The sequence below is a fragment of the Streptomyces sp. NPDC029044 genome (assembly GCF_040637495.1).
In the GTDB taxonomy this organism is placed as follows: domain Bacteria; phylum Actinomycetota; class Actinomycetes; order Streptomycetales; family Streptomycetaceae; genus Streptomyces.
In genome coordinates, this window is the sequence record NZ_JBEZWN010000007.1 from 61,960 (window position 1) to 84,746 (window position 22,787).

Sequence of the window (22,787 nt, forward strand, 5' to 3'; positions counted from 1 at the left end):
CCGCGGGCGCCATACCGGAGCGCGCGCACGAGTAAGGATCGTACCGACCCGGGGCCGCCCTTCGCGAAATCAGTCCTCGCAGTCCCCTCCGCAGGCCTCCTCGAAGAAGGCCGCCACCCCGGCGTTCTCCTCCAGCGCCTTCATCAGCCGGTCCCGCTCGGCCTCGTCGAGCTGTACGGGGACGACCCCGTGCGCGCCGGTGAGGCGGCGGAATCCGCCCCGGCTCTCCAGATGCCCCTGCACCCGCACCGGGAGTCCGACGAGGTGGGCGTGCCCGGCGATCCGGTAGGCCTCCTCGTCGAGGGTGATCCGGACGTTCGGCACGTCGGCCCCGGCCAGCACGCGCAGCCGTACGGTGCCGTAGCCGCGCGGCCCTGACCTGCGCAGCCGTACCACCGCTCCCGTGATCCGCACCGGGACGGCGGGTTCCTCACGCAGGTAGCGGGCGCCCGCCTCGCGCAGCACGGCCAGGTCGCCGGGTGAGAACTCGACGGGCTCGGCGGAGGACGCGCAGCCCTCGGGCACCCCGGCCGCCGGGGCCCACTCGACGGCGATCCGGGCGCCCTCCGTGCCCCGCACCAGGGCGACGAGCGCCTCGGTGAGCTCATGGCTCACTCCTGCCTCGACGGCGGCGTCGAAGGCGTCCATGCCGCCGGTGGCCCGCTGGTAGTCGACGGCCTCGCGGGCGGCGAAGAGGGCCTGGTGGAGGCGTACGGCCAGGGGGCGCCCGCCCACGACGGGCACGAAGGCCGTGAGGTGGCCGTCGGTGGCGGAGCCGACCAGCACGTTCCGCAGGGCCGCGGCGGCGGAGCGGCGGTGGCGGGCGCCGTGGTAGCCGGCCCGGGCCCGGGTGGCGAGCGCCGCGGCGAGCAGCATCCGGCGGGCGGCTCCGCGCAGCCGGTCCTCGACGGTCCAGGAGGCCGCTCCGGCGGGTCCGGCGGGGACGTCGTGCCACCAGCGGATCTCGTCGCTGGGCACGGCGAGGGAGACGAGGACCTCGCGGGCGGAGGGCGAGCCGCTGCGGGACAGGGCGAGCAGGGCCTCGCCGAGCAGGTCGTCGCTGTCGGGGAAGGCGCGGGTCTCCGGTACCAGGAGGCTGGTGCCGCCGCTGCCGGGGCCGGGCGGGGTCCAGCGGCCGTAGCGTCCGGGGGCGCCGCCACGCCGCTGCCAGCCGTGCCGGCGCAGCAGGGCGCTCAGGACGGCCGGGTCGACATCGGCGGGCTCGGGTGAGGGGCCGGCCGGGTCGACGGGGTGGGGCCGCACGGGCCTCAGGGGTTCCTCGGTCGGGCGGTGCGTCACGGTTTCCCTCCCGTCCCGACCCGCGTCATGATCTCGCACAGGGCCCGGTCGTCGAAGATGCGTGAGGTCGGTATGCGCACGGTGGTGCGGCGGCGGCCGGTGATCGGCTGTCCGGCGAGGTTGGTCCAGTAGCAGCAGTGCCTCAGGTCGAGCCGGTCATGGCCGGCGCGCAGCCAGTCGTCCTGGGCGCGCGGCACCAGCATCACCACGAGGATCTTGTGCACCGACACGGGGGTGCGGGCGAGCTTCGCCAGGTGGTCGTTGTCGAGCGTGAAGGAGAAGGTACGGCCCGGCGGGTTGGGCGGGATCTGGTACGTGGCCTTGAGCTGCACCTTGATGGTGACCTCGTCGTCGACCGTGTGCCCGGGGGCGCTGTGGCTGACGTGCCAGTCGATGCCGTTGTCGGGAAAGGGCTGGGACAGCGAGCAGCCGGCGGCCGCCGCGACGGCGTGCAGATAGCCGACCTGCAGTGTCTCCATGCAGGCGGTGGTGGCGAGAGTGCCGCGAGGGGGAGCCGCGCGCTCGGGCAGCAGCCCGCCCCGTTCGGGCTGCGCTATGGCCATGGCCAACAGCCTTCCAGAACAAGTGATTCCCCGCTGCGGGCCGCTGAACTGCAACGACCCGTACTCCTGTTGTCTCCTTCCGGCGTACGGCGCAAACAGCCCGGGTATCACCGAATCGGGCAGCGGACGGTGCGTCAACTGCCGAAGGTGACCGAGGGGTTGTGTGGCTATGACGACGAACTGGTTCGAGGGGCCGCTGGCCGCCTTCGACACGGAGACGACGGGCGTGGACGTCGAGACCGACCGGATCGTGTCGGCCGCCGTCGTCGTGCAGGACGCGCCGGGCATCCGGCCGCGGGTGAGCCGTTGGCTGGTGAACCCGGGCGTGCCGGTACCGGCCGAGGCGACGGCGGTGCACGGGCTGACGGAGGAGCACCTGCGGCTCAACGGCCGGTGGCCGGCGCCGGTCATGTACGAGATAGCGCAGGCGCTGGCCGAGCAGGCGCACGCCGGCCGTCCGGTCGTGGTGATGAACGCGCCGTTCGATCTGACCATGCTGGACCGGGAGTTGCGCCGGCACCGCGCCTCGGCGCTCGGCCGCTGGTTCGAGTCGGCGCCGCTGTCCGTGCTGGACCCGCGGGTCCTGGACAAGCACCTGGACCGCTACCGCAAGGGCCGCCGCACCCTGACCGACCTGTGTGCGCACTACGGCGTCGCCCTGGAGGGCGCGCACGACGCGGCGGCCGACGCTGTGGCGGCACTGGAGGTCACCCGGGCGGTGGGCCGCCGGTTCGCGTCCCGGCTGGAGCGCCTCGCCCCGGGCGAGCTGCACACCTTGCAGGCGGTGTGGCACGCGGCGCAGGCGCGGGGCCTTCAGGCGTGGTTCGCCCGCAGCGGGGTGGACGAGGCGGTCGACCCGGCGTGGCCGCTGCGTCCGGACCTGCCGGCGGCGGCTTGAGCACCTGGCACGGGGCCCGCGAGGGCATGAAAAAACCGGTCCGTCTGTGACGGACCGGCTGTTTCCGGTGGGCGATACTGGGTTCGAACCAGTGACCTCTTCGGTGTGAACGAAGCGCTCTCCCACTGAGCTAATCGCCCGGGAACGCACTGAACCATACAGGTCCGGGCACGCTTCCTTCAAACCGCTTCGAGGTGCCTGAGGAGTCCGCGCCGCCCGGAGCGCATCATCAACGCGTGGTTGGCGCGGAAGACGGGCCGTCCCGGTACGGCCAGCCGCCGCAGCAGCGGCTTGCGCACGCTGACGACCTGGTCGTAGCGCGCCAGACTGCCCGGCCCGAGCGGTGTGACGGTCCACCGCGCCCAGCCCTCGATGTCCCCGGTCAGGGCGGTCTCCAGCACACCGGCCGCGGGATCGCGACGTACCTCCCGTGCCGTGAAGGTCATGTCGTACGGCAGGACGGAGCGGATGCGGATCACCCCGGTGGTGTCGTCGAGCCGGGTCACCTCCCGCACCTGGGGCCACCAGCGCGGGTAGTCCTCGGGGCGTTCCAGCACGTCGTAGACGGTGGCGGGCGGTGCGGGCAGGGCCCACAGGCTGCGGAAGCGGTAATGGTTCCAGTCCATGCCGGAAGTCTGCCCAGGCACGACGCGGACCGTCTGAGTACGCGGCTGAGTATCCGCACTCATGCCGTGCGAGGTGACGCGGACCACACTGCGAGCCATGACCCACCTTCCGCCCCCGGCCGAGGAACTGCGGCTCCTCGATGCCGAACTCTGGCAACTGGACGCCCGGCGCGCGCAGTTGCTGACTCGTCGCGCCTGGCTGGTAGCCGCCCTGAACAGGACGCAGGAGCAGCCGCGGCCCTGGGCCTCGGCGCAGCCCCCGATCACCGTATCGCCGCGCCCCGAGACGGCGGCGCCCAGCGTGCAGAACGTGCTGCTGGTCCTCGGCGGTGTCCTGCTGACGCTCGCGGCGGCGGTGTTCACCCTGGTCAGCTGGGGGCACATGGGGATTGCCGGGCGCGCCTTGGTGCTCGGCGCGGTTACGCTGGCCACGCTCGCCGCACCCGTGGTCCTGCTGAGGCGGGGGCTGCGGTCGACGGCCGAGTCCGTGGCGGGCCTCGGGCTCGCCCTGACCGTCCTGGACGCCTACGCACTGCACGCGGCGGCCCTTCCCGGGACGGACGGGACCGGGTACGCGGCGGCCGCGTCCGCGGTGCTGGCGGTGGCCTGGTCGGCCTACGGCCTGCTGCCGGTGACGGCAGCGCTCCGGCTGCCCCTGCCGTGCGCCCTGGCCGCGGCCCAGTTCCCGCTGTTGCTGTGGGCCCTGTCCGCGGGCGCGGGTGCGTACGCGGTGACGGCCGCGCTGCTGGTGACGGCCGGGCTCGACGCGGTGGCGGTGGTGCGTCTGAGGGCCGGGGCCGCGCGGATCACCGCCGTCGTCGGTGCGTACGGCATGGGTGGCTGGGGTGTTCTGGGGGCCGGCTGGCTGTCCTTGACGGCCGGCGGTCCGGGTGAGGCGTCCCGGGCCGGGGCGCTGCTCCTGCTGGCGGCGGCGATCGCCCTGGGTACGGCCCGGCAGGAGCCGGGCAGGCGGCACGCCCTCGGCCTGGCGATCGCGTCCGGGCTGCTCGTGGTGGCCGCGCTAGGCGGGGTGGCCCGTTCCTTGGTGCCCTCGCAGTGGGCGGTTCCGGCTCATCTGGTCGTCGGTGTCGCCCTGTTGGCGGCGGTCCGGGGGGAACGACTGCCCGAGGCCATGCGCAGGGGCTTCGCCTGGGCGTCCGGCGCCGTACAGGCACTGGCGGTGCTGTGGACGCTGCCCGTCGTCGCCGTGGTGCTGCTGGGTCCGGCCGTCCGGCTGGACCGGGTGTGGGGCGGCGCTCCGGCGGACGCCCGTGCGGCGGTGGCCGGGGATGTGCCCTGGCCGCCGGACGCGGCACCGGCTCCTCTGGTGCTGGTGGCTGTCGCCGCCGTTCTCGCGTCGGCGGTCCGCGCGCAGGAGTGGCGTGCGCGGGCCCGGCTGGGTTCCGCCGGACTGCTCTGGGCCACGGCTCTGATCCTCCCCGCCGTGTTCGAGGCTCCGTACCTCGTGGGGATGGTGGGCCTGGGCGTCATCACAGCGGTCGCGCTGTACGCGTGCCGGGTCACGGAGGGGGCCGCGCAGGTCACGGCCGTCGTCCTCGCCCTGGTCACGGCCGCCTGCCTCACCCTGGTCTCGCTCGCCTCCCAGACCGCGACCCTGGTTGTGCTGTCCGCGCTGACGGCGCTGTTCACAGCGGCCTCGTGGCGGGCGGGCGTCGCCCCCTTCACCGCTCCGGCCGCTCTCGCGCACGCCGCCGGGCTGGCCGCCGCGTCCGGTGCCGCGGCGGACTGGCCGCCGTCCCGAACCGCCCTGCCGGTACTCGCGGTTGCCGGTGCCGCCGCCCTGCTGGCGGCGCGCCTGGGCGGGTCGCGGACGACGGTGCCCGTCGAGGCCACGGGTGCCGCCGTCGGTCTGTTCGCCGTGGCGCTCGCCCTCTCCGACCCGCCGATGCTCGCCCTGGTGCTGGCCCTGTGCGGAGCGATCGCCGCCGGGACGGCCCTGCGCGACGGGCGCCGTCCCGTCGGCTACGCGGCCACGGCCCTGTTCGTGCTGGCCGCGTGGGTGCGCCTGGCGGCCTGGGACGTGGACACACCCGAGGCGTACACCCTCCCGGTGACCGTCCCGGCACTGCTCGTCGGTGCCCTGCACCGGCGCCGCGACCCGCAGGTCTCCTCTTGGACGGCGTACGGCCCGGGACTCGCCGTGACCCTCCTGCCGAGCCTGGTCGCGGCCTGGGCCGACCCGTACTGGACGCGGCCGCTGCTGCTGGGCGGTGCGGCGCTGCTGGTGACCCTGCTGGGTGCGCGGCACCACCTCCAGGCACCGCTGGTACTCGGCGGCTCGGCGCTGGCCCTGGTCACCCTGCACGAACTCGCCCCGTACGTGGTGCAGGTGACGGGGGCGCTCCCCCGCTGGGCACCCCCCGCCCTCGCCGGGCTCCTGCTGCTCGCCCTCGGGGCGACGTACGAGCAGCGGATCCGGGACGTCCGGCGGATGCGGGAGGCCCTGGGGAGGATGGACTAGGCACGAAGAGGCCGTCTCGACTGCGGACAAGTCCCGTGATGTCATACGTTCTCCGATCAGCCGCCAACACGGCGGCACGGTCGGGCGGGGGACGGGAGAGGCATCATGACGGACTCGGGGGAAGCGTCGGGCCGGGGTGCGGGCGCCGGGGACCAGGGGACATTGGAGCGCCTGCTCTCGGTGGTGGGAGTGGGGGCCGTGGAGTTGCACACGGCCCCGGAGGGACTGCGGACGCAGGTCACCGGTGTGCATGTGCTGGACGCCCTCGAACCGGCCATCAGACCGCGGGAGTTACTGCTCGCAGTCGGCGTCGACCCGGGATCGGCGCACGCGGTCGACGTAGTGCGCCGGGCCGGTGAGGCCGGTGCCGCGGGAGTGGTGTTCGGTCCGGGACGGCCGGAGCCCACCGCGAAGGCGTTGCAGTCGGCCGCGCAGGAGAGCGGCACCGCGGTGCTCTTCCGCACCGCCTGGTGCACCTGGGCGCAGCTCGTGGGGGTGCTGAGGGCCGGGCTGGCCGCGGCGGGTACTCCCCCGATGCCCGCCACCAGCGGCGTGCCCCTGGGCGATCTGGACTCACTGGCCGATGCGGTGGCCGCCCTGGTGGGCGGCTCGGTGACGATCGAGGACACGGAGTCGCGGGTGCTGGCGTACTCGTCCACCGAGGAGAACGTGGACGAGATGCGCCGGCTGACCATCCTGGGCCGCCGGGTGCCGCCCTGGAGGGTGGCGGCCATGCGGGAGGCGGGGTTCTTCCAGGCGCTGTGGGGCGCGGGCGACGTGCTGCACCGGCCCGCCCACGGACAGAACCCGGAGCGCCTGGTGGGCGCGGTGCGGGCGGGTGGAGAGGCGCTCGGGTCCATCTGGGTGGCGGCGGTGGCCGGCCGCCCGCTGGCGCCGAACGCCGCGGAGACGCTGCGCGCGGCGGCCCGGACCGCCGCCGCCCACCTGCTCCACCACCGCACCCACAGCTCGGACGGCCGGCTGGTGGAGGATGCGGCCCGGGCGCTGCTGGAGGACCGTGGGTCCGTGGAGGTGCTGGCGGAGCGGGCCTCGCTGCCGCCCCGGGAACCCTGTGCCGTCCTGGCGGTGGGCATCGGGTCCGGCCATCCCGCGGAGGACGGCCCGTCCGGGCTGTACGGGCTGCTGACCCTGCACTGCGCGGCCCTGGGCCACCGCGTCGTGGTTGTCCCGGCGGGCGGCGGGGCCTGGGTGCTGGTGAGTGCGCTGGAGCGCGACGCCCGGCGGGCCGACGACCAGGTGAGGCGGCTGGGGAGCGCACTGGCCGACCAACTGTCGGCGACGGTCGGCTCGACGGTGAAGGCAGGGCTCGGCGACGTGGTTCCCGGCCTGGCGGGTGCGCCGGCCTCACGCCGGTCGGCCGAGCGGGCCCTCCAGGCGCTCCTCGCGACCGCCGGACCGCACACCGTCGCGCGGAGCGAGGACGTCGCGGACACCGTGGGCATCCTCCAGGTCATCGAGGCCCTGCGCGAGATGACGCTGCCACCGCGGACCTCGGTGGCCCGGCTGAGGGAGTTCGACGCCGCTCACGGCGGCAGTTGCCTGGTGGAGACCCTGCGCGCCTACCTCGACCACTTCGGTGACGTGTCCGCCGCCTCGCGCGCGCTGGGCGTGCACGCCAACAGTCTGCGCTACCGGTTGCGCCGGATCAGGCAGGTGTCGGGGCTGGACCTGGAGAGTCCCGACGCCCGGCTGCTCGCCCAGGTGGAGCTGCGTCTGTGGGGAGAGGCCGACCGCGCACGCCCCTGAGCGTCCGGCGCCGGCCGGGTCGCGAGCGGGCGCGGGCCGGGTCGCGAGCGGGCGCGGGCCGGCGGCCGTTCGTGGTGCGCCACCATCGCAGGGCCGCGCTTTTGTCGTATCGCCCAACGCCTGTGCCCGGACGAGGAGTTGTTGCGTCCCACCGCCGTAGGCGGGGCGCGGGTCTTTGACGACTCGACGAAGACGCCCTCCCGGTGCGGGCGGCAGCCTGGTGTTCCACCCGGGGTGGTCCCGGGCGCCTCGCGTACGACACCGGAAGGTTCACCATGACCGGACTGACCTCCGCCGCCGAGCGGCGGACACGGATCCTCCAGGAAGCGGTACGGCGGCAGCTGCTGGACCCCGGGCGGTCCCAGCTGGCCGCCTTCGTCGATCTCGACGGCGTCGCCGCGACCGTCGCGTCCCTGCACCGCGCCTTCCCCTCCGCGCCGCCCGTCCTGCACGCGTTCGCCGCCAAGGCGAACTGCCTGGTGCCGGTGCTGGCGGAGTTGCGGCGGCTCGGCATGGGCTGTGAGGTGGCCAGCGCGGGTGAGCTGGCCCGCGCGCTGGCCGCGGGATTCGCACCGGACCGGATCGTCTTCGACTCCCCCGCCAAGACGGAGGCCGAGCTGCGGTACGCCCTCGACCTGGGGGTGACCGTCAACGCGGACAACTACCAGGAACTGGCGAGGATCGACCGGGCGCTGGACGGCCGCGTCCCGGTCTCGCGGATCGGGGTGCGGGTCAACTCCCAGCTCGGCGGCGGCAGCATCGCCGCGATGAGCACGGCGACGAGCACGTCGAAGTTCGGCGTCCCCCTGGCGGACCCGGGGAGCCGGCAGCGGCTGCTGCGCGCCTACCACGACCACCCGTGGCTGACCTGGGTGCACACGCACGCCGGTTCGCAGGGCTGCCCGCTCGACCTCATGGCCGGCGGGGTCGGGCAGGCCGTGGCGTTCGCCGAGGAGGTCAACGCCTCGCTCGGGCGGCGCCAGGTCGTCGGCATCGACATCGGTGGCGGACTGCCCGTCAACTTCGCCGACGACGAGACCACGCCGACCTTCGACATGTACGTGCGGCAGTTGCGCGCCCAGGCCCCCGCCCTGTTCTCCGGCGGGTACGAGATCGTCACCGAGTTCGGGCGGTCCGTCCTCGCCAAGAACGGGTTCACCGCCGCGTACGTCGAGTACACCAAGAGCATGGGCGGCCGGCCGATCGCGGTCACCCACGCCGGTGTGCAGGTGGCCACCCGGACGGTGTTCAACCCCGACGCCTGGCCGCTGCGGATCGAGGCGCACGACGCGAGCGGCAGGACCAAGCGAGGCGGGCCGGTCCGCCAGGACATCGCGGGACCCGCCTGCTTCGCCGGGGACCTGCTGGCGCGGGACCGCGCTCTGCCCCTCCTGGAACCCGGTGACATCGTCACCGTCCCGGACACCGGCGCCTACTACTTCTCGACGCCGTTCCACTACAACAGCCTGCCCGAGCCCGCCGTGTACGGGGTCAGGACGAGTGGTGACGGCGGTGTCCGCTTCGAACTCCTGCGTCCCGCCCAGGATCCCTGGGACGTGCCGGGCCCGGACGGGCACGGCGTCCCCGGGCGGCAGCGGCAGTACGAACCTGTTCACGGCGTCGGATAAGGGCACCGAGGTGGCACAGGCCAACCGCCGGCGGCCCGGCGGGGACGGACCGCTCCTCAGCCAGCGCACCGCGATCGTCTTCCTGCTGGCAGCCCTGGCAGGCATCGGTGCCACTGTTCTGGCGGTGCTGGCCGGCAACGTGTGGCCGGTCGCGGTGAGCGTCGGCGGCGGGGTGGTGGCGCCGGCCGTCCTGTTCTTCAACCAGATCATCGACTAGGACGAGCGGTTCCCGCCGGAGGCGTCACCACGGGAACCGCTCGTTCAGCTTCCCGCTACGGCATCTTGTCCCCGAGCAGCGCCAGGTTCTCGATGGCGGCGAGGCCGTACAGCGCGGTGTCGTTCGTGGACACCCAGGTGGCTTCGCTGCCCGGTACCAGCGCGACGGGCCCGCTCAGTTTCTCCGTCCGCCAGGGTGCCGACTCCTTGTAGCCGTCGGAGTTGTAGAACTTCTCCCACGCCCGCTTGGCGAGCTTCTCGTCCCCGGTCTTGACGGCCGCGTACGCGTCGAGGCGCGAGTGGCCCTGGAAGAGCAGCAGGTTGCCGAAGTTGGAGCCGTAGCGTGCCGCCTGTTCGGCCTTGGTGGCGTTGAAGTAGCGGCAGTAGTCGAAGTACGCCTCGTTGAACTCCGGCATGTCGACCAGGTCGATGAGCTCGGCGCACAGTTCATTGAGGCCGAAGACGGCCGAGAGGTGGGAGACCTCCACCTTGGCCTTGTCGGCGACGGCGAACTTGCCGGTGTCCAGGTCGTACAGGCCGCTGCCCTGGACGAAGCCGTTGGGCTGGGCGGCGATGGTCTCCATCGTGGACAGCACGCGGGCCTTGGCCTTCTCCCACTTGGGGCCCTTGCGCTCCCACTCCGTCAGCCAGGCGGACACCAGGCCGCTCCAGTCCGTGCCGAAGCCGATCGACAGGGCGTGCCGGTCGGGGGTGTACGGCTCGGTGCGGATCTTGCGCAGCGGGTCGAGGGCGAGGAACGTCTCGTCGGAGTCGACGTTGGCGTGCATGAGGTCGCCGACGCGCTCGTCCGCCGTGAGGAAGTAGTAGTAGCGCCGGTAGGTGGTGTTGGCGATGCGCTGCTGTTTGGCACTGTCGGCGAAGTGCTGCACACCGTGCCGGGTGCCGAGGCCGGCCCATTTGCCCAGGTGGTAGACGTCGACCTCGCCGGTGTGCCGGGTCATCGCCTCGGCGAAGCGGAAGATGTCGGCGCGGCCGGAGCGCAGGTAGGCGAACCAGAGCCACAGGTCCGGCGACAGTTCGGAGTTGTCCCAGGCGTAGCCGCCGATGTCGTAGCGCCACTGGTGCCGGAAGGTGTCGTAGGTGTGCATGATGTCGCCGTAGTCCCAGAAGCCGTACCAGCGGCGCTGCTCCACCTGGTCCTTGTAGTAGGTGAAGAGGAAGTCGAGGTGGTCCTCGATCTTCGCCTTGGCCGGGGTGGAGCGGTCGGGCTCGGAGTACAGGCCCGGCCCGAAGACCTTGGCCTTGATGAGCTGCTTGGGCGGCGCGGCCAGCTGGGGCAGCACGCGGACGGCCTCGACCTGCTCGGCGAGCCGGTCGGGGCTCGGGGTCGAGTCGTTGGCCCAGAAGAGGAGTTCGGAGGTGCGGGCGATGCCGTACGGGGTGCCGAACTCCGGCTCGTAGTCCTCGTAGGTGATGTTGAGGCCTTCGAGCTGCTCCGGGAAGGTGTCCTGGCCCATGCCGTCGTGGTAAAAGCGCATGTCCATGGGCTGTGCCTCGGGCGACCAGAGCCAGAGGGTCACCTCGGCCTCGTCCGTGTGGGCGTCCCGAATGTCGAGCTGGGCGGGGAACTTCTCCCAGAACTCGCGCAGCCCGAAGGAGAACCCGCCGCTCGCCCCGCCGACGTACCCGAAGCCGGAGGCGCGCCGGCCGCCGCCCGCCGCGACCCAGCCGTGCCCCTTCTTGGTGCGCTTGCGCAGCGTGAAACCGTCGGCGGAGAGCTGGGAGAGGGTGTAGTCGCCCCACTCGGGGATGTACTGGAGCCGGGTCGTCACCCGCTGGTCCCAGGTGGCGGGGTCCGGCAGCTTCTTGCCCTCGAACTGGGCGGCCTGCACGGCCGCGCCGGGGTCCCGGCGCAGGCCGGTGATGCCCTTGACGGCCTCGCGCAGCATTCCGGTGCCGTCGCCGCCGATGCGGATGTGGCGGTCGTAGGACTCGTCGCGCATCGGCACGGTGAAGCGGACGCCGAGGCCGCGGATGAAGTCACCGCCGGCCTTGCCGGGCTCCTGCGTGCCGTCGTAGGTGATGGTGTGCACCATGCGGAAGGAGTCGGCGCCCGCGTAGAAGTAGAGCCTGATCGAGAAGGGCAGCCAGCTGCGGTTGCCCTTGCGGTGCTTGCCGTCGATGCGGACGACGGCGCGGACCGGGCCCGCCTGCTCGACCTCGGTCTTGGAGATGGCGCCGTCGAAGCGTTCGGTCCTGACCGCGCCCTGGTCCTCGTCCTCGACCTCGGGCTGGCGGATCAGCACGAGACGGCCGTTCTTCGCGATCTCCGTGGAGCCGCGGGTGACGGACTTGACGAGGGTGGAGCCGGACTTGCCGATCTTGGCGGTGATGACGCCGGTGGAGATGTCGATGGTGCCGCCGCGCTTCTCGACGGTGACCTTCTTCTCGGGAGCGGCGGGGGTTCCGGCGGCGAGGGTGAGCTTGCCGCCGCCCGAGGCGACCGCGTGCGCGGTCCACTTGAGCGAGCCGTCGGGCCAGTAGGCGATCGGCCAGGACTGCACGGGTACGGCCTTGCCGCCGCCGTCCGTCAGCGCGAAGGTCTGGTCCTTCTGGTACGCGCCCTTGGGCCAGGGCACACCGACGGTGGAGCCGGGCGCGGCGCCGAGGCCGCCGTCCTCCAGCCAGTCCAGGGTCACCGGGTCCGCGTCGGCGGGCTCGGCCCGTGGTGCGGCCTGGGCGTCCTGGGCTCCCAGCGCCCAGCTGAACTGGGCGGCGGCTCCGGTGACGGCGGCTGCCTTGAGGAGGGATCTGCGGGGGATGGGAGACATGGCGATGCTGCCTTTCCTCGTCCGTGCGGGAAGCGAATCCGTACGTGTGCAGGGGCATGACGGAAAGAGGTGCGGCGCGGGGGCGCCGACCTGGAACTTGGGGGCACCGGAGCTCAGCGGTGCAGGTACCGCTCCTCCACGGCGACGGCCGCCGCAGCGACGGCACCGAGGACCGCGATCGCCAGCGGGGCGGCGAACCAGGCGGACACGGCCACCACGGCCAGCCCGCCGACGATCAGGAAGGACCCGGCCGGATCGAGCACCGTGCGCCGCCCGGCCCCGGCCAGCAGCGTCCGCCAGCGGGCTCCCGGCGCCCAGAGGGCCGCCGCGCGCAGCCCGGCCACGACGAGCCCGATCAGCGCGACGACCCCGACGGCCCCGACGAGCGGCCCGCCGGGAATCCCCGCCCGGGCCGCCTGCACGTCCACCCACACCGCGGCGACCGCCACCCAGCCGACGAGCCCGGCGAGCCACCCGCCGCGCAGCGCCGCGCGGAAGTCCGCGGCGAACTCCCGCCAGTTACCGCCCTCATGAGCGGTACGGCGCCGCAGATGCCGCGCCCCGGCGGCGAACGCGGCGGGGTAGGTGACGACTCCCAGTGAGGCCACCGCGATCCACACACCGGTCAGCAGACACTCGGCGAACACCGCGAACCGCTCCCCCAGCGCCGACTCGCCGCGTGCCTTCACCCGTGTCCCGGCCATGCCCGCCTCAGCCCTTCAGACCCGATGTGGCCATGCCGTCGATCAGATACCGCTGGAAGGCGAGGAAGAAGGCGAGCACCGGCAGCAGCGCCACCAGCGACATGGCGATCATGCCGCCGTAGTTGGCCAGCCCTTCCTGGTCGACGAACATCTTCAGACCGAGCGAGACCGTGTACTTGTCGGGCTCGTTGAGGTAGATCAGCGGGCCCATGAAGTCGTTCCAGGAGTTGATGAAGGTGAAGATCGCACTGGTGATCAGGGCCGGCCGGCTCAGCGGCAGGACGATCGACCAGTAGATGCGGAGGTGCCCGCAGCCGTCGAGGCGGGCCGCCTCGTCCAGTTCCCTGGGCATGTTGCGCATGAACTGCACCATCAGGAAGACGAAGAACGCCTCGGTGGCCAGGTACTTCCCGAGCAGCAGCGGCGTGTAGGTGTTGATCATCTCCATGTTGCGGAACAGCACGTACTGCGGGATCAGCAGCACGTGGTACGGCAGCAGGAGCGTCCCGATCATCAGCGTGAACAGCAGGTTGCGGCCGGCGAACCTGATCCTCGCGAAGGCGTAGGCGGTCAGCGAGCAGGACACCAGGATGCCGACGACCGAACCGACCGCCAGGAACAGCGAGTTGAGGAAGAACGTGGAGATCGAGATGTCGGCGATGCCGTCGGCGAGGCTCTTGTAGTTGTCGACGACCGGGTTCCCCGGGAAGAGGTCCAGGCTGCCGACGATGTCCTCGCTCTTCTTGAAGGACCCGCCGACCACCCAGATCACCGGGTACAGGATCACCGCGAGGATCAGCAGGGATCCTAGGTGCCAGGCGAGGGAGCTAGGCAGCTTGTGCCGCAGTGCGCCCCCTCGCGGGGTGACGCCGGTGACCGATGGGGGTGCCCCCGGATCGAGCGAAGTCGAGACATTGGGGGAACTCATCGGGCGCCCTCCTCGTAGTGCACCCAGCGCTTCTGGGACCAGAACAGCACCGCCGTCACCAGGGCGACCGCGACGAGCAGCATCCAGGCCATGGCGGAGGCCAGCCCCATCCGGCTGTTCTCGAAGCCCTGGACGTAGAGGTAGCAGGTGTAGACCATCGAACCGTCGGCGGGACCACAGGCGTTGCCGCCGGCGCCGCCGCCCACGATGTACGCCGAGCTGAAGATCTGGAAGGAGTGGATCGTCTCCAGCAGGACGTTGAAGAAGAGGACGGGGGAGATCATCGGCAGCGTGATGTTCCAGAACCGCCGCATCTTGCCGGCCCCGTCGACCTCGGCCGCCTCGTACAGCTCACGCGGGACCTGCTTGAGGCCGGCCAGGAAGATGACCATGGGGGCGCCGAACTGCCAGACGGTGAGCGCCACCAGGCTGTAGATGATCATGTCCGGGTCGCCGGTCCAGCCGCCGACGTCGATCCCGAAGATCTTCTGGGTGCGGTCCACGACCGCGTCGTCCGAGAAGATCGCCTTCCACACGATCGCGACGGAGACGCTCGCGCCGATGAGCGACGGCGCGTAGAAGGCGGCCCGGTAGAAGGCCTGCCCGCGCCGGCTCTGGGCGAGCAGCAGCGCCACACCGAGGGCGGCGAGCAGCTTCAGCGGCGTGCCGACGGCGACGTACCAGAGCGTCACCTGCACCGAGTGGCGCCAGCGCGGATCGCCGAACATCTCGGAGAAGTTGTCGAGACCGATCCACTGGGGGGCGTCGAACAGGTTGTAGTCGGTGAAGGCGAAGTAGAGCGAGGCGATCATCGGACCCGCGGTCAGGAGCAGGAACCCGGCGATCCACGGGGACATGAAGAGATAGCCGGCCAGGTTCTCCCGGCGCCGCCGCCGCTTGAGGGCAGCGGGGCGCGGGGAGTCCACCGGACCGTGCCGCAGCTCGGAGCCCTTGCCCTGGGGCAGGTCCTCCATCGCAGGGGCGTGTGTCACGGTGGTTCCCATCAGGTGCCGAGAGCCGTCTTCGACTCGGTGAAGAACTGCTTGACGGCCTCGTCCACCGACCGCTTGCCCAGGGCGAGTTCCTCGGCGATGCGCAGGAACGCGGACTCGCAGATGTCCGCGCCGTTCGGGTGCGGTGTGATGGGCTCCAGGACTCCGGCCTTGACGAGGGACTCCTCATAGGCGGCTATCGCCTTGTTGACCTCGTCGGTCGGCTTGTAGGCGTCGTACTGGGCCTGGGTCGCGGGCACACCGCGGTCGTAGCCCATGATCTTGGCTACCTCGGGGTCGTGCACCATGAAGTCGATGAACTGGGCGACTTCCTTGGGGTGCTGGGTGCGCTTGGAGGCACTCAGCATGAGCGAGCCGAGGTACTGGCCGGTCTTCTTGCCGTCCGTGGTCGGGATGGGAGCCAGGCCGTACTCGCTCTTGCCCTCGGAGGTGTAGCGGACGGTGAAGTTGTCCCAGGTGAACTCGCCACCAGCGAGCTCGGCCGCGACCGCCGACTTGGGCTTGATCTGGGCGACCTTCTTGGCGTCGGCGTAGAGGCCGTCCTTGACGCCCTTCTCGGCCTTCGTCCACCAGTCCGTCAGATCCGACTCGGTGAAGCCGAGCCCCTCCTCGGTGAAGAAGGCCTTGCCGTTCTGCCGCAGGTACAGGTCGTAGAGGTACATGACGCCGTACATGCCGCTGTCTCCGGCGCGGCCGGTCTTGTCGCGGATCTTCTTCATCGCGGCGTCGAAGTCGTCCCAGGTCCAGCCCTGCTCGGGCTTGACGCCGGCGCGGGTGTAGACGGGCTTGTCGATGACCAGGGCCATGGAGTTCGAGCCCACCGGAACGCCCAGGAGCTTGCCGTCGATCTCGCCGAACTTCTCCAGGCCCGCGCGGAATCCCTCCATCCGGAGGTTGCCCGCCTTCGCCTGCTCGCTCAGATCCAGCAGCACGTTCTTGGCGTCGTATTTGCGGAGGAAGCCGATCGCATTCTGGAACACGTCCGGCGGATTTCCCCCGGAAGCCTGGGTGTTGAACTTCTTCCAGAAGTCGAGATAAGGCTGGAAGTCCGTTTTCACCTTGATCTTCGGGTACTTCTTCTCGAAGAGCGCGATGGTCTTGTTGATTCGCTGGGCACGGTCCTCCGCACCCCACCACGCGTAACGGATCGTCACCGTCCCGTCCGCGGAGGTCCCTCCGTCACCACCGCAGCCGGTCGTCGCGGCCAGCCCCAGCGTGGCTGCCGTGGCACCGGCCGCCTTCAGGATGGTACGTCTCTCAACATTCCCGCCGTTCACCACGGTTGGACCTCCCCGCACGTCGTCCCGCTCGCATGAATCGTTTCAAGTAAGCGCTTGCTGGCACAAGGTACGGAGGGGCTGAGGGTGCGTCAATGATTCGGACAAGAATTTCTTACCGACGGGGCGGGCGGCGGGGCGGACCAAGGTGGCGGGGCTGGAAGCGGGGCCGGACGACGTCCCTGGTGACGGCCGTGCGTCCGAAGCGCCGAACGGAGAGGGGTGAGTTGGGTTGAATCCGGGCGCGACCGAAAGACGACGGTGGTGTGGGGGGAAGGGGTTACGACGGGAGGGGATCGGATTCGGCCATGTGGCGTCGGGAGGAGGGGCGTTGGGGGCGCGGGGGTCGGATTTGGCCATGCGGGCGTGGGGTGAGGGGTTTTGCGGGGTGGGTTGGCGGGGGTGACCGCGACTGGGAGTGACGGGGGTATGTACGACTCGGCACGGGTGGGTTGGTGTCCGGGTCGGGGTGATCAGTACGACTGACCGAAGCGGCGGCGTGGGAGGTTCACTACCCGGGATCCGGTGACCGTCCGGGGCGACGGAGAAGCCTGACGTCCAGGACTCGGTGGCCGGAGGCTGGATGGGGAGTGCCCCTATGTCTTTGGTCAAGGGAAACGGGGGTGCGGTGGGTTGGTGAGCCGGGGCAGCATGGCGGGGTGGCTGATCTGCTGTGGGATGACGTGAAGTGCTTCTTCGACCCGGATTTGATGGGGTCGTTGCCGGACGTGCGTGTCCCGAATGCCTCGGTGGAGGACTGGCAGGCGGTCCTCGATCTTGTTCTGGAGAAGGGCTGGAAGTGCCAGTACTCCGAGGGGGAGAGGGTGCTTCCGATGCCTCGGGCGGAGGCCGTGCTGTCCCGTCCGGCGGATGCCGAGTGCCCGGAGCTGCGGGTCTGGCCGGCTGCCGATGTGGTGGCGATCTTCCGTTTCCATGCCGACGATGAAGTCGACTTTGACGTCGACCTGCGGGAGTTACAGGGCCAGGAGCGATTTGATGTGTTCTGCGGCTTCCTTCGGGAGATCGGGCGGCGGCTGGGCAAGCCGGTGCTGATGGACCCAGAAGGCGACTCCGGCCATCCGGTGCTCGGCTTCGACGTCGAGGCCGATCGAGTCGTTCTCCTCGCAGACCCGCAGGTCAGGTGACCGCGGCCGACGGCTGCGGTTCGTAGAAGGTGGAGGGCTGGATCTCGTCGGACAGCCGGCTCGCCGGGCGCGAGCGGTCCGGAGGGAGGGGCGTGACGTGCCCTGCACGGCGCGGGTACGCCCTTGCCTGGCTGGGAGCGCGGGATCTAGGGTCCGTCGGCTCCCGGCGGGTGAGCGGCTCGACGGGTCACCGGTGAGGCAGCCCGGACCCGGGCACGTAACCCTGCGTGGCCTGGCGGGATCTCACCATCAGCCCGACTCCCGAGGGCGCGGACGGTTCGACGGGCAACGCTGGCCCGGGTAGGTAGCGACCCTGCCGGTCCGGGAGCTCGAAATCGCGCCCGAGCCGACCGCTGACAGCGGCGACGGCGCGAGTGGTTCGGCCGAGGAGTTTCCTGGCATGCCCGGGCCATGGCGAGTACCGGCCCGAACTTGCCCGACGGCGGAATTTCGCCACCAGTGGGCTCGGCTCGACGGATGCTCCAGCTCGCCCGGCCGACGAGCGTGGACTTCCGGCCTACCCGGTTCGTGGCGGCATTGGCGCTAGCCGCCCGGCTCGGTGTGCAGCAGTGCGTGAGGCTCCCACCAGAGGCGGACCCTGCGGAGGTTCGGCCCGAGGTGATCGCCAGCCACGGCTGCCTCGGACGCCCCACTCGGGGCAAATGCCGGCCATCAGCGGCCGGTGCGGCAGGCCCGACGACAGCGGCAGCCGCACACCCAGCTCGGTGCGATTCAGCCGTCCCGGGCTCGCGAGTCTCAGCCCCGAACACAGAGAGCTCGGCAGCCAGGCACAGAAGCCGTCGTACGGCCGCTCCCGCGCGGCGGACCCACCCCGGCGGGCGCCGCACAAGCGCAGCTGCCCCATACAACAACGGCGGCCCACCTGCGTAATCGCAGATGGGCCGCCGGTCCAGGTGGGCGATACTGGGTTCGAACCAGTGACCTCTTCGGTGTGAACGAAGCGCTCTCCCACTGAGCTAATCGCCCGGACGCAGGAAGAACATTACCCCATGTCAGCGGGTGCCTGTGACGCTCACTGGTCCTTGATCTTCCACGGCATCGTGATGCCGAACTTCCAGAGGTAGATGCCGGCCAGTACGCCGAAGATCACCAGCCCGATCGACGTCAGGATGATGTTGCGGCGCCGCACCTTGGGATCGAGGGCGCGCTGCGCCGCCTCGGTGACCTTCCGCTTGGTCCAGCGCAGCACCAGCTGGGCCCAGACGAACTCCGTCGCCCAGATCGCCATGCCGCCGAAGATCACGACCCACCCCGGTCCGGGCAGGGGCAGCATGATGATGCCGGTCACGACGACCGCGAGGCCGATGATGAAGACGCCGACCTGCCAGCTGAGGTGCAGCGCCCGGCGGGCCTTGATGAACTCCGGCGCACGCGAGCCGAGCCCGCGATGCTGCTCGCCGTGTGCCTCGCCGGTCCCCGTCTCGTTCGACGCCACGGCCACCTCGCCCGGCTCGTTACTCCCCGTATTCATACGGGGAAACACTACCCGAGCGAAACCAGTCACCGGAATGGACGCAGGAAGCGAACGATCCCTCGGCCGGAAGAGTTACGTAAAGGCACGCAAAACACTCAGAGGGGTTTACAACGGCACCGTAGGTGGCATGTCGATTTCGCCGACGTGCGAATCCCCGAGCGCACACTGAGCGAAAGGCCCTGGCGCTTATGAACACCACGGTCAGCTGCGAGCTGCACCTGCGCCTCGTTGTGTCGAGCGAGTCCTCCCTGCCTGTCCCCGCAGGCCTGCGGTACGACACGGCCGACCCCTACGCCGTGCACGCCACCTTCCACACCGGAGCCGAGGAAACCGTCGAGTGGGTGTTCGCCCGCGACCTCCTCGCCGAGGGACTTCACCGCCCTACGGGCACCGGCGACGTCCGCGTCTGGCCGTCGCGCAGTCACGGCCAGGGCGTCGTGTGCATCGCCCTGAGCTCGCCGGAGGGCGAGGCCCTGCTGGAGGCCCCGGCACGGGCCCTGGAGTCCTTTTTGAAGCGGACCGACGCCGCCGTGCCGCCCGGCACGGAACACCGGCACTTCGACCTCGACCAGGAGCTCTCGCACATCCTGGCGGAAAGCTAGGGCGAGGCCCTCTCAAAGCCGCCCGGCGCCGTCGACTCGGGGAGACGGCTCGGGCCCGGACAACCGCATACGGGATGACACCGGCGCCGGCACCGCGGATCACGCGGTACGGCGCCGGTTCGCGTGGGAGCCCGTGATGCCCCTCCCCCAGGGCCCGCCCGCGAAGCCCCTCCCCCGACGGCCCGCCTCGGCGGCCCGTCGGCGGTGCCCCTCCGCCGATGTCGCGCCGTACGGGGAACCCGGGCGGGCCGGCAGGCGTTGTATTCGAAGCCATGTGCGGGCATGAGGCGGTCCGGCGGAGGTGGAGCCGTTACCATCGGCCAGCATCGGCGGGCGCCCGCCCGACCCTCAGGCCAGGGAGCGAATCGTGCTGATCACCCACGACACCCGGTGCGCCCTCGACACCGTGGTCGATCTGGTGAACACCGCACCGGAGGACGACACGGCGCCGGACGGGCTGCCGGACGTGGCGACCCTCGCGGACTTCGTGCGGAACCACGAGATCAGCGATGTCGGGGTGCTCTCGGACTTCGACCTCTCGGCGGTGCGCAAGATCCGCGGGCGCTTCGCCGCCGTCTTCGCCGCCCCGGACGCCCGGGCCGCGGCCGGGCAGATCAACGAGCTGGTCGCGGCGGCCGGCACCACGCCCCGGCTCACGGACCACGACGGCTACGACTGGCATGTCCACTACTTCGCACCCGGCGCCTCCGTCGCCGATCATCTGGCCGCCGACTGCGGGATGGCGCTGGCGTTCTTCGTGGTCGCCGGCGAACAGGAGCGGCTGCGGCGGTGCGAGGCCCCGGACTGCCGGCGCGCCTTCGTTGACCTGTCCCGCAACCGCTCGCGGCGGTACTGCGACAGCCGCACGTGCGGAAACCGCCTGCACGTGGCCGCCTACCGGGCGCGCCGCAAGGAGGCGGCGGGCTGACGCCCGGCGCCGGCCGCGGGGCCGGGTGAGGATGTCGATGCCGACGCGGCCCCGGCGGGTGACGCCGGGTACCGCGGGTCAGGCTCACAGCAGCAGCAGATCGTGCAACGAGGCCATGAGCAGCAGACTCCCGATCACCGCCAGGAAGATCATCAACGGTGGTTGGGAGAGGGCGAAGAGGCAACCACGTGGCTCGTCCTGCCGAGGATGTGGCTCGTCCTGCGGCGGTGCGGGGTCGCTCTGTTTCGTCGTGTCCAGCATCTCGCGGCGATGATGACGCAGTCGCCCAGCCGGGCGCGATCAGCGGCCTCGTTCCGTGCGGGAGTGCACCGATTCCGCGAGGTCCGGTTCGGGTTGTGATCACTTCCGCGCACCGGCGGACCCACTGTGACGATTCGGCCTCTGGCGGGGCTGCCGTCATATGCCGTGCTTCTTGAGGATGGCCTCGATGTCGCTGAAGTCGTCGTCGCGGGACGCCGGCGCCGGCTTGGCCGCCGGACGGGCGCCGTGGCCCAGGGCAGGTGCCGAGGCGGCGGGGCCAACCGTGTCGGGCCGGTCTGCGGCGCGAGCCGCCGCCCTGCGCTCCTTGCGGGTGCCGCCGCGACGGCGCTCCACGGCTCGTGTGGTCATGAAGAGCACCCAGGCGAGGCCGAGCACTCCGAACCCGGCCCAGGCCGTCGGGCTGAACGCGGTGTCGGCCAGCCACTCGACGACCCCCGTCATCACGAGGCCGATCGGGACGAGGGAGTAGGCCGCGATACGGACCGCGGCGAGGTAGCGCTTGCGGTACGCCGTGACGATCGCAATCCCCAGGCCTGCCGCGGACACGGCGGAGCAGACGGTCTCGGCAATCATCCGGTCCTCCAGGCGTGGCGCGGTCGGGCGGGGCCCTTGGTCTCTTCCATCCTGCACCCGCTGCACCCCGGCGGGCCATGTTCCGGCCCGACATCAGGGACATCTCCGGGTCACCTCCTCCGCGGGTGCCGGTGCGGGCTGCGCCCCTGGCCGCGGCTGCTGGGAGACTGTCGGCATGAGCGACTCCTCCTCCGACCGTTCCGCCGCCCCCGTCCTCGAGGTCTGGTGCGACCTCCAGTGCCCGGACTGCCGTACCGCGCTGGACGATCTCCGTGCCCTGCGCGCCCGCTACGGCGACCGACTGGAGCTGCGGCTGCGGCACTTCCCGCTGGAGAAGAACAAGCACGCCTTCGCCGCCGCGCAGGCCGCGGAGGAGGCCTGGGAGCAGGGCCGGGGGTGGCCGTACACCGAGGCCCTGCTGGGGCGGGTCGAGGAGCTGGCCCGTAAGGGAGAACCCTTCCTGGTCGAGGTGGCCCGCGAACTGGGCCTGGACGCCGAGGAGTTCGACACCGCGCTGATCGACGGCCGGCACATCCTGATCGTGGACGCCGACCAGGCCGAGGGCAAGGCGATCGGTGTGACGGGCACCCCGACGTACGTCATCGGCGGGGAGCGGCTCGACGGCGGCAAGAGCCAGGAGGGGCTGCGCGAGCGGATCGAGGAGATCGCGGACCGGCTGCTGGCCGGGCAGGAGCACTGATCCCCCTCACCCGGCGTCGGCTCCCGGGCCGCTACAGCAGCGGTTTGTACAGGGCGTACCGCTCGGTCTCGTAGCCGAGTGAGGCGTAGAGCCGTTCCGCCGGGGTGTTGCCCGCGAAGACGTTGAGGCCGAGGGTCCGCCTGCCCTCGGCGATGGTCTGTGCCTCGGCCAGCAGCATCAGGGTGCGGCCGTGGCCCTGCCCGCGGTGGGCGGCGTCGGTCTCGACGTCGAAGACGAAGGCGTTGCTCTCGCGCACCGCGAGCCACAGCGTTCCCACGGGCGTCCCCAGGTGTTCGACGACGCTGATGAGCATGCCCGGGGTGGCGAGGCCGTCGGGCAGCAGGGTCGCGTGGTCACGCTCCGACTTGACCCGGGCCTCGGCCTCCGGGACGCCCCGGTCGATCCAGCTGCGCGCGTAGTCCGCCTTGCCCTTCTCCAGCCAGGGGCCGAACTCCGCCTCGGTCATGGGCCGGGCGCGGCTGCCCTCCGGCAGTTGGGGCGGGGTGTCGCCGAGCTGCTTCTCCATGCCGCGGTTGCGGACGACGTAGCCGAGCGCCGTGGCGAGCCGGAGTCCGGCCTCGGACGCGGCGGGGACCACGGCCTCGATGCGACGGCACCCCCAGCCGCGCGCCACCTCCTCGGCGGCGAGCGCGGCGACCGTGCCCCGGCCCCGCCTGCGGTCCGCTTCGTCGATGTGCAGCTTCGTGATCCGGGCCACCGCGGTACCGAACACGGGATGCGTGTCGAGACGTATCGCCCCCACGGGACGGCTGTTCACACAGACCTGGTAGCGGCGCGAGCGCGTCCCGTCGGCCTTCTGCTGAAGCGGCTCGGTCGGCCGCAGGGTCGTGGTCATCAGGGGTGTTCTA

At 71.5% G+C, this 22,787-nt stretch carries 21 protein-coding genes and 2 tRNA genes; 9 read left to right on the forward strand and 14 right to left on the reverse strand.

Annotated features, from left to right (window positions below):
* Positions 1-69 precede the first annotated feature (69 nt).
* Positions 70-1,299: a hypothetical protein gene (locus AB0E85_RS08980; protein WP_361924163.1), complete on the reverse strand. Its 1,230-nt coding sequence runs from the start codon at positions 1,297-1,299 to the stop codon at positions 70-72.
* Positions 1,296-1,862, reverse strand: coding sequence for a DUF4365 domain-containing protein (locus AB0E85_RS08985; protein WP_361924165.1), 567 nt, complete (start codon positions 1,860-1,862; stop codon positions 1,296-1,298). Before AB0E85_RS08985 ends, AB0E85_RS08980 begins: the two co-directional genes overlap by 4 nt.
* A 169-nt stretch (positions 1,863-2,031) precedes the next feature.
* Between AB0E85_RS08985 and AB0E85_RS08990 the strand changes: the two genes are divergently transcribed.
* Positions 2,032-2,760 carry a 3'-5' exonuclease gene (locus tag AB0E85_RS08990; protein ID WP_033309627.1) on the forward strand — a complete coding sequence of 243 codons (729 nt, stop codon included), beginning with the start codon at positions 2,032-2,034 and terminating at the stop codon, positions 2,758-2,760.
* Between the two features lie 68 nt (positions 2,761-2,828).
* On the opposite strand, the gene AB0E85_RS08995 is transcribed toward AB0E85_RS08990, so the two are convergent.
* Together AB0E85_RS08995 and AB0E85_RS09000 are read right to left on the reverse strand one after the other, a co-directional pair.
* Positions 2,829-2,900: transfer RNA gene (locus AB0E85_RS08995), tRNA-Val, on the reverse strand.
* Positions 2,901-2,939: 39 nt separating this feature from the next.
* On the reverse strand, positions 2,940-3,386 hold the full coding sequence (locus AB0E85_RS09000) for an SRPBCC family protein (RefSeq protein WP_361924167.1): 447 nt from the start codon (positions 3,384-3,386) through the stop codon (positions 2,940-2,942).
* 61 nt (positions 3,387-3,447) lie between these two features.
* Between AB0E85_RS09000 and AB0E85_RS09005 the strand changes: the two genes are divergently transcribed.
* The 4 genes from AB0E85_RS09005 (at position 3,448) to AB0E85_RS09020 (ending at position 9,480) form a co-directional block, all read left to right on the forward strand.
* A complete protein-coding gene (locus AB0E85_RS09005; RefSeq protein ID WP_361924169.1) occupies positions 3,448-5,868 on the forward strand; it encodes a hypothetical protein in 2,421 nt (806 codons plus the stop codon).
* Between the two features lie 105 nt (positions 5,869-5,973).
* On the forward strand, positions 5,974-7,635 hold the full coding sequence (locus AB0E85_RS09010; protein WP_361924171.1) for a helix-turn-helix domain-containing protein: 1,662 nt from the start codon (positions 5,974-5,976) through the stop codon (positions 7,633-7,635).
* A gap of 275 nt (positions 7,636-7,910) precedes the next feature.
* Positions 7,911-9,263, forward strand: a complete 1,353-nt coding sequence (locus AB0E85_RS09015) for a diaminopimelate decarboxylase (protein WP_361924173.1) — start codon at positions 7,911-7,913, stop codon at positions 9,261-9,263.
* A 10-nt stretch (positions 9,264-9,273) separates the two neighbouring features.
* The gene (locus AB0E85_RS09020) at positions 9,274-9,480 is read left to right on the forward strand and encodes a hypothetical protein (protein WP_361924175.1); all 207 of its coding nucleotides are present in this window, start codon (positions 9,274-9,276) and stop codon (positions 9,478-9,480) included.
* A 55-nt stretch (positions 9,481-9,535) separates the two neighbouring features.
* On the opposite strand, the gene AB0E85_RS09025 is transcribed toward AB0E85_RS09020, so the two are convergent.
* The 5 genes from AB0E85_RS09025 to AB0E85_RS09045 form a co-directional block, all read right to left on the reverse strand.
* The gene (locus AB0E85_RS09025; protein ID WP_361924177.1) at positions 9,536-12,271 is read right to left on the reverse strand and encodes a Tat pathway signal sequence domain protein; all 2,736 of its coding nucleotides are present in this window, start codon (positions 12,269-12,271) and stop codon (positions 9,536-9,538) included.
* A 113-nt stretch (positions 12,272-12,384) separates the two neighbouring features.
* Positions 12,385-12,975, reverse strand: a complete 591-nt coding sequence (locus tag AB0E85_RS09030) for a hypothetical protein (protein ID WP_361924179.1) — start codon at positions 12,973-12,975, stop codon at positions 12,385-12,387.
* A gap of 7 nt (positions 12,976-12,982) precedes the next feature.
* On the reverse strand, positions 12,983-13,903 hold the full coding sequence (locus AB0E85_RS09035) for a carbohydrate ABC transporter permease (RefSeq protein ID WP_361924181.1): 921 nt from the start codon (positions 13,901-13,903) through the stop codon (positions 12,983-12,985).
* Positions 13,900-14,907, reverse strand: a complete 1,008-nt coding sequence (locus AB0E85_RS09040; protein ID WP_361924183.1) for a sugar ABC transporter permease — start codon at positions 14,905-14,907, stop codon at positions 13,900-13,902. Before AB0E85_RS09040 ends, AB0E85_RS09035 begins: the two co-directional genes overlap by 4 nt.
* Positions 14,907-16,196 carry an extracellular solute-binding protein gene (locus AB0E85_RS09045; protein WP_361924185.1) on the reverse strand — a complete coding sequence of 430 codons (1,290 nt, stop codon included), beginning with the start codon at positions 16,194-16,196 and terminating at the stop codon, positions 14,907-14,909. The genes AB0E85_RS09040 and AB0E85_RS09045 overlap by 1 nt, the downstream gene beginning before the upstream one ends.
* 656 nt (positions 16,197-16,852) lie before the next feature.
* Between AB0E85_RS09045 and AB0E85_RS09050 the strand changes: the two genes are divergently transcribed.
* On the forward strand, positions 16,853-17,338 hold the full coding sequence (locus AB0E85_RS09050; protein WP_361924187.1) for a hypothetical protein: 486 nt from the start codon (positions 16,853-16,855) through the stop codon (positions 17,336-17,338).
* Positions 17,339-18,253: 915 nt separating this feature from the next.
* Here the strand turns inward: AB0E85_RS09050 and AB0E85_RS09055 are convergent.
* Both AB0E85_RS09055 and AB0E85_RS09060 read right to left on the reverse strand, forming a co-directional pair.
* Positions 18,254-18,325: transfer RNA gene (locus AB0E85_RS09055), tRNA-Val, on the reverse strand.
* Between the two features lie 46 nt (positions 18,326-18,371).
* Positions 18,372-18,830, reverse strand: coding sequence for a TIGR02611 family protein (locus AB0E85_RS09060; RefSeq protein WP_361924189.1), 459 nt, complete (start codon positions 18,828-18,830; stop codon positions 18,372-18,374).
* A 191-nt stretch (positions 18,831-19,021) separates the two neighbouring features.
* Between AB0E85_RS09060 and AB0E85_RS09065 the strand changes: the two genes are divergently transcribed.
* Positions 19,022-19,435 (forward strand): SsgA family sporulation/cell division regulator, encoded by a 414-nt coding sequence (locus AB0E85_RS09065; protein ID WP_004002642.1) that lies wholly within the window; start codon positions 19,022-19,024, stop codon positions 19,433-19,435.
* A gap of 367 nt (positions 19,436-19,802) precedes the next feature.
* Complete coding sequence (locus tag AB0E85_RS09070) at positions 19,803-20,363, forward strand: CGNR zinc finger domain-containing protein (RefSeq protein ID WP_184561686.1); 561 nt, start codon at positions 19,803-19,805, stop codon at positions 20,361-20,363.
* 84 nt (positions 20,364-20,447) lie between these two features.
* Here the strand turns inward: AB0E85_RS09070 and AB0E85_RS09075 are convergent, their stop codons facing one another.
* The gene (locus tag AB0E85_RS09075) at positions 20,448-20,624 is read right to left on the reverse strand and encodes a hypothetical protein (RefSeq protein ID WP_167345902.1); all 177 of its coding nucleotides are present in this window, start codon (positions 20,622-20,624) and stop codon (positions 20,448-20,450) included.
* 156 nt (positions 20,625-20,780) lie between these two features.
* A complete protein-coding gene (locus AB0E85_RS09080; protein WP_361924192.1) occupies positions 20,781-21,218 on the reverse strand; it encodes a hypothetical protein in 438 nt (145 codons plus the stop codon).
* A gap of 175 nt (positions 21,219-21,393) precedes the next feature.
* Between AB0E85_RS09080 and AB0E85_RS09085 the strand changes: the two genes are divergently transcribed.
* The gene (locus AB0E85_RS09085) at positions 21,394-21,918 is read left to right on the forward strand and encodes a DsbA family protein (RefSeq protein WP_361924194.1); all 525 of its coding nucleotides are present in this window, start codon (positions 21,394-21,396) and stop codon (positions 21,916-21,918) included.
* Between the two features lie 31 nt (positions 21,919-21,949).
* Here the strand turns inward: AB0E85_RS09085 and AB0E85_RS09090 are convergent, their stop codons facing one another.
* Positions 21,950-22,774, reverse strand: a complete 825-nt coding sequence (locus AB0E85_RS09090) for a GNAT family N-acetyltransferase (protein WP_361924196.1) — start codon at positions 22,772-22,774, stop codon at positions 21,950-21,952.
* Positions 22,775-22,787: the final 13 nt, after the last annotated feature.